This is a genomic window from Candidatus Aegiribacteria sp., from assembly GCA_021108005.1.
Taxonomy (GTDB): domain Bacteria; phylum Fermentibacterota; class Fermentibacteria; order Fermentibacterales; family JCC-6; genus Aegiribacteria.
On record JAIORS010000044.1, the window covers coordinates 1 to 3,105 of the forward strand.

3 protein-coding genes and 1 tRNA gene are annotated in these 3,105 nt (G+C 46.6%); 3 read left to right on the forward strand and 1 reads right to left on the reverse strand.

Going from position 1 to position 3,105, the window contains the following annotated elements; genetic code table 11:
* Positions 1 to 23 precede the first annotated feature (23 nt).
* Positions 24 to 374 (reverse strand): phage holin family protein, encoded by a 351-nt coding sequence (locus K8S15_02840; protein MCD4774971.1) that lies wholly within the window; start codon positions 372 to 374, stop codon positions 24 to 26.
* 58 nt (positions 375 to 432) lie between these two features.
* On the opposite strand from K8S15_02840, the gene K8S15_02845 reads away from it, so the two are divergent.
* The 3 genes from K8S15_02845 to K8S15_02855 all read left to right on the forward strand — a co-directional run bounded on the left by K8S15_02845 (position 433) and on the right by K8S15_02855 (position 3,105).
* Entirely contained in the window at positions 433 to 1,437 is a 1,005-nt protein-coding gene (locus K8S15_02845; GenBank protein MCD4774972.1) for a transglutaminase-like domain-containing protein, read from the forward strand.
* 33 nt (positions 1,438 to 1,470) lie between these two features.
* On the forward strand, positions 1,471 to 2,979 hold the full coding sequence (locus K8S15_02850; GenBank protein MCD4774973.1) for a T9SS type A sorting domain-containing protein: 1,509 nt from the start codon (positions 1,471 to 1,473) through the stop codon (positions 2,977 to 2,979).
* A gap of 52 nt (positions 2,980 to 3,031) precedes the next feature.
* A tRNA-Gln gene (locus K8S15_02855) sits at positions 3,032 to 3,105 on the forward strand.

The following is a 3,105-nucleotide window of genomic DNA, read 5'->3' on the forward strand; positions in this document are numbered from 1 at the left end:
AATAGAAATCAGTCTGCTTCCGGTTATTTCTTCCTGCCGGTCATACTGTCAATTACTCCTGTCAGCAGGGAAATTATAACCGCTGCAAGTACCGCCCACCAGTAACTGGCAACGTAAAATCCCCCGACCCATTCCCGGGCTATAATCAAGACAAGACCACTAACAAGGAACCGTGACAGGCCCAGCGTAAGCAGATAAACGGGACAAGTCATAAGGTTCAGAATCGGTGCCAGAATAAAATTCATAAGGCCTATAACGGCAGCAGTCCATACAATAGACCAGAAACCTGCAAATTCCATTCGCATCCCAAGAACCATAGATGTCAACCAGAGCGCTACTCCTGCAACAATCCATGCGCCTATGAGTTTTTTCACCCTTTCTCCTTCCCTCTAAAATGATATAGTATATAAATATAGTGAAAAGGGGGAAACCATGTTCAGTTTACTAATGTCTGTCACTCTTCTCCTTTTACCTGCAGAACGCGATTCTCTCCTCGCTGAAATCCCGGAAAACGCGGGTTTCTGGGAAGAAGCATTCGAACAGTATTCCGGAGACACGCTTACTTGTATTGAACACCTCTTCATATCAATGCCTGCAGATGACAGGAACAGTATGACCACTTCTATTCTTGAGGATCATGTCCTGGGTGCCATGAACAGCAAAAACATATGGTATAACTATCTGCCTGATTACATTTTCCTGAACTACCTGCTTTCCTGCCGAATAAGCAACGAACCGCTTTCTTCGTACAGATCCGCGCTAGGGGCCTGGCTCAGCAGGCGAATACAGTCCGCAGAAACAATTCCTGAAATGGCGGAAGCAATAAATGATGTTATCAATCACGTAATAACTTTAACGAGAACTCGAAGCGATGGTTCCGTTCTCTCTCCTACTCAGATTATTCCTGCTGAACAGGGTTCACTGGAAGAAAAATGGGTCCTTCTAGGAGCATCATTAAGAACAATGGGTATTCCTGCCCGTCCTGTTGCGGGCTGGTTCCCCGGAGTTGATAGAAACCTCTACTTCTGGTTTGATATCTGGACCGACCAAGAATGGCAAACGCTTTCCAGTGGAATGCCTCCAGTTCAGTATGTAAAAGTGGCTATCGAATATCCCTCAATGCAGAACATTACCGGAGATTACAGGGACACAGGAACCCTTCTTACCATACCACTTGTGGATTTCAATGAAGGGGGCTGGACTGTTGATCTGCTTATTCCATCGGGTGATGACACAACAACAATCTATAACTTGAACCTGAATCCCTTCCAGCGGGATTCCGTAGAACTGGGAGCAGGTGAGTTCCTGTTGAGGGTACAGTTCTCTGGTGGTAATAACGTTATCGGTACATGGCTGCAGAACATCGTAATTTCAGCTGATTCGACTACAGAGATTGACCTTTCCGAGGCAGAATATTCCATAACCCCTCTTCCATAATAGCATCAACCCTAATTAAACGGAGACTATTCTATGAAATCACTCTTACTAATCATCATATGCCTTTTCATTTCCGGCCCAATTCAAGCAGATGTGAATGGTTCGGTTGAGTACATTGGTGATATCAGGATACTGAACCTCTGGGGAACCTGGTCCGAGATGGGTTACGCCCATGGATATCTTCTGGGCCCCGATATCGGTGAGGTTTTTCAGGAATATTTTCTGGAAATGATCGGAGGTGCACTTAACTACGAAAGCGCCAGATTGTATTTCCTGACTTTTTTCGATATACCCACAGAATTCGTGGAATACTCCCAGGGAATTATCAGCGGTGTTTCCGATACTATCAGCATTTATTCTGATTCCCTTGGAAGATATTTAGACTACATCGATATCTGCGTGGTTTCTTCTACCCCTGATCTATCCGCGTTAAGAGGGATGAAACAATTCCTATGCACCAGCGTCAGCTCCTGGGACGATGCAACTGTTGGTGACCCGGAACTGAACGGCTCACCCGCAATATCCCGGAACCTTGATTACTACGTAGATACTGGCAGTTCGATCCTTGAAAACAGTCTTCTTATAACCTTCGATCCTCAAACTGGTCAGGACTGGATATCAGTAGGCTTCCCCGGATTCTCGGGTTCCCTATCCGGGATGAATGAGTCAGGAATCAGTGCCTGTCTTAACATGGGCAACAATCAGGGAACAAGTCAGTTCCCCGGTAAATTCATTCCAATATGCATGGCTCAGGCACTTGGGTTGTCTGATGAGGATTTCAACGGCAGCGGCTCATGTGACATGCAGGACATGCAGGATGCTCTCACAGGATGGAGCAGGTCGAATTCCTACGCCATCCATGTTGTAGCGGATAGAACACTTGCCGGACAGGATTCGTCCTCTGTAGTGGTTGAAGTCAACAACAAAAACGGTTTTGCTTTCAGGTATGCGGAAGATGAACCCGGTATTGCCCCGTGCAGAATGATTCTTTCCAATCACCACAGAGTTCTAATACCGTCAGTACCATGTTACCGCTATTCCTACCTCATGGATTCACTTACCACTAATCCCGATGTTACGCTCGTAAGACTGTGGGATTTCATGAAAGCTGTGGGATGGCCGGCAACACCCGGAACCGGAGGAACTATCCAGACGATGATATTCATGCCTGAACATCTGAAAATGGCTCTGGCTTTCGCAACCCTCTCAACTCCTTCGTACAATCAGGTCCCCGAGTGGATTGAATGGACGGATATTTTCCCCAACCATTCACCACAGGGTATCGAGGGTAGTGTTCATACGGAGCATACAATTCAGGTAAGTCCGAATCCTTCATCCGGAATTGTGACTATATCCTTCCAGGACAACATCCATGACATAGCGGTCTACGATACTGCGGGCAGGAAAATGGAAGTAAACTTCATGTATCAAGGGGATAGCGCGGCAATTGCAGATCTTTCTTCTCTGCCCGAAGGAATCTATAGAATATCGGTTCAGGTCGATGATGGTTTCCTATCGGAAGATGTTGTCATCATTCGATAACAGCTTTACTGCTTGACAAGACTGAGGTTAAATACCTATAATCTCGCTCTGCTGGCGGGTCGTCCAAGGGTAGGACTGCGGTCTCTGGATCCGCCAATCGGGGTTCGAATCCCTGCCCGCCAGCCA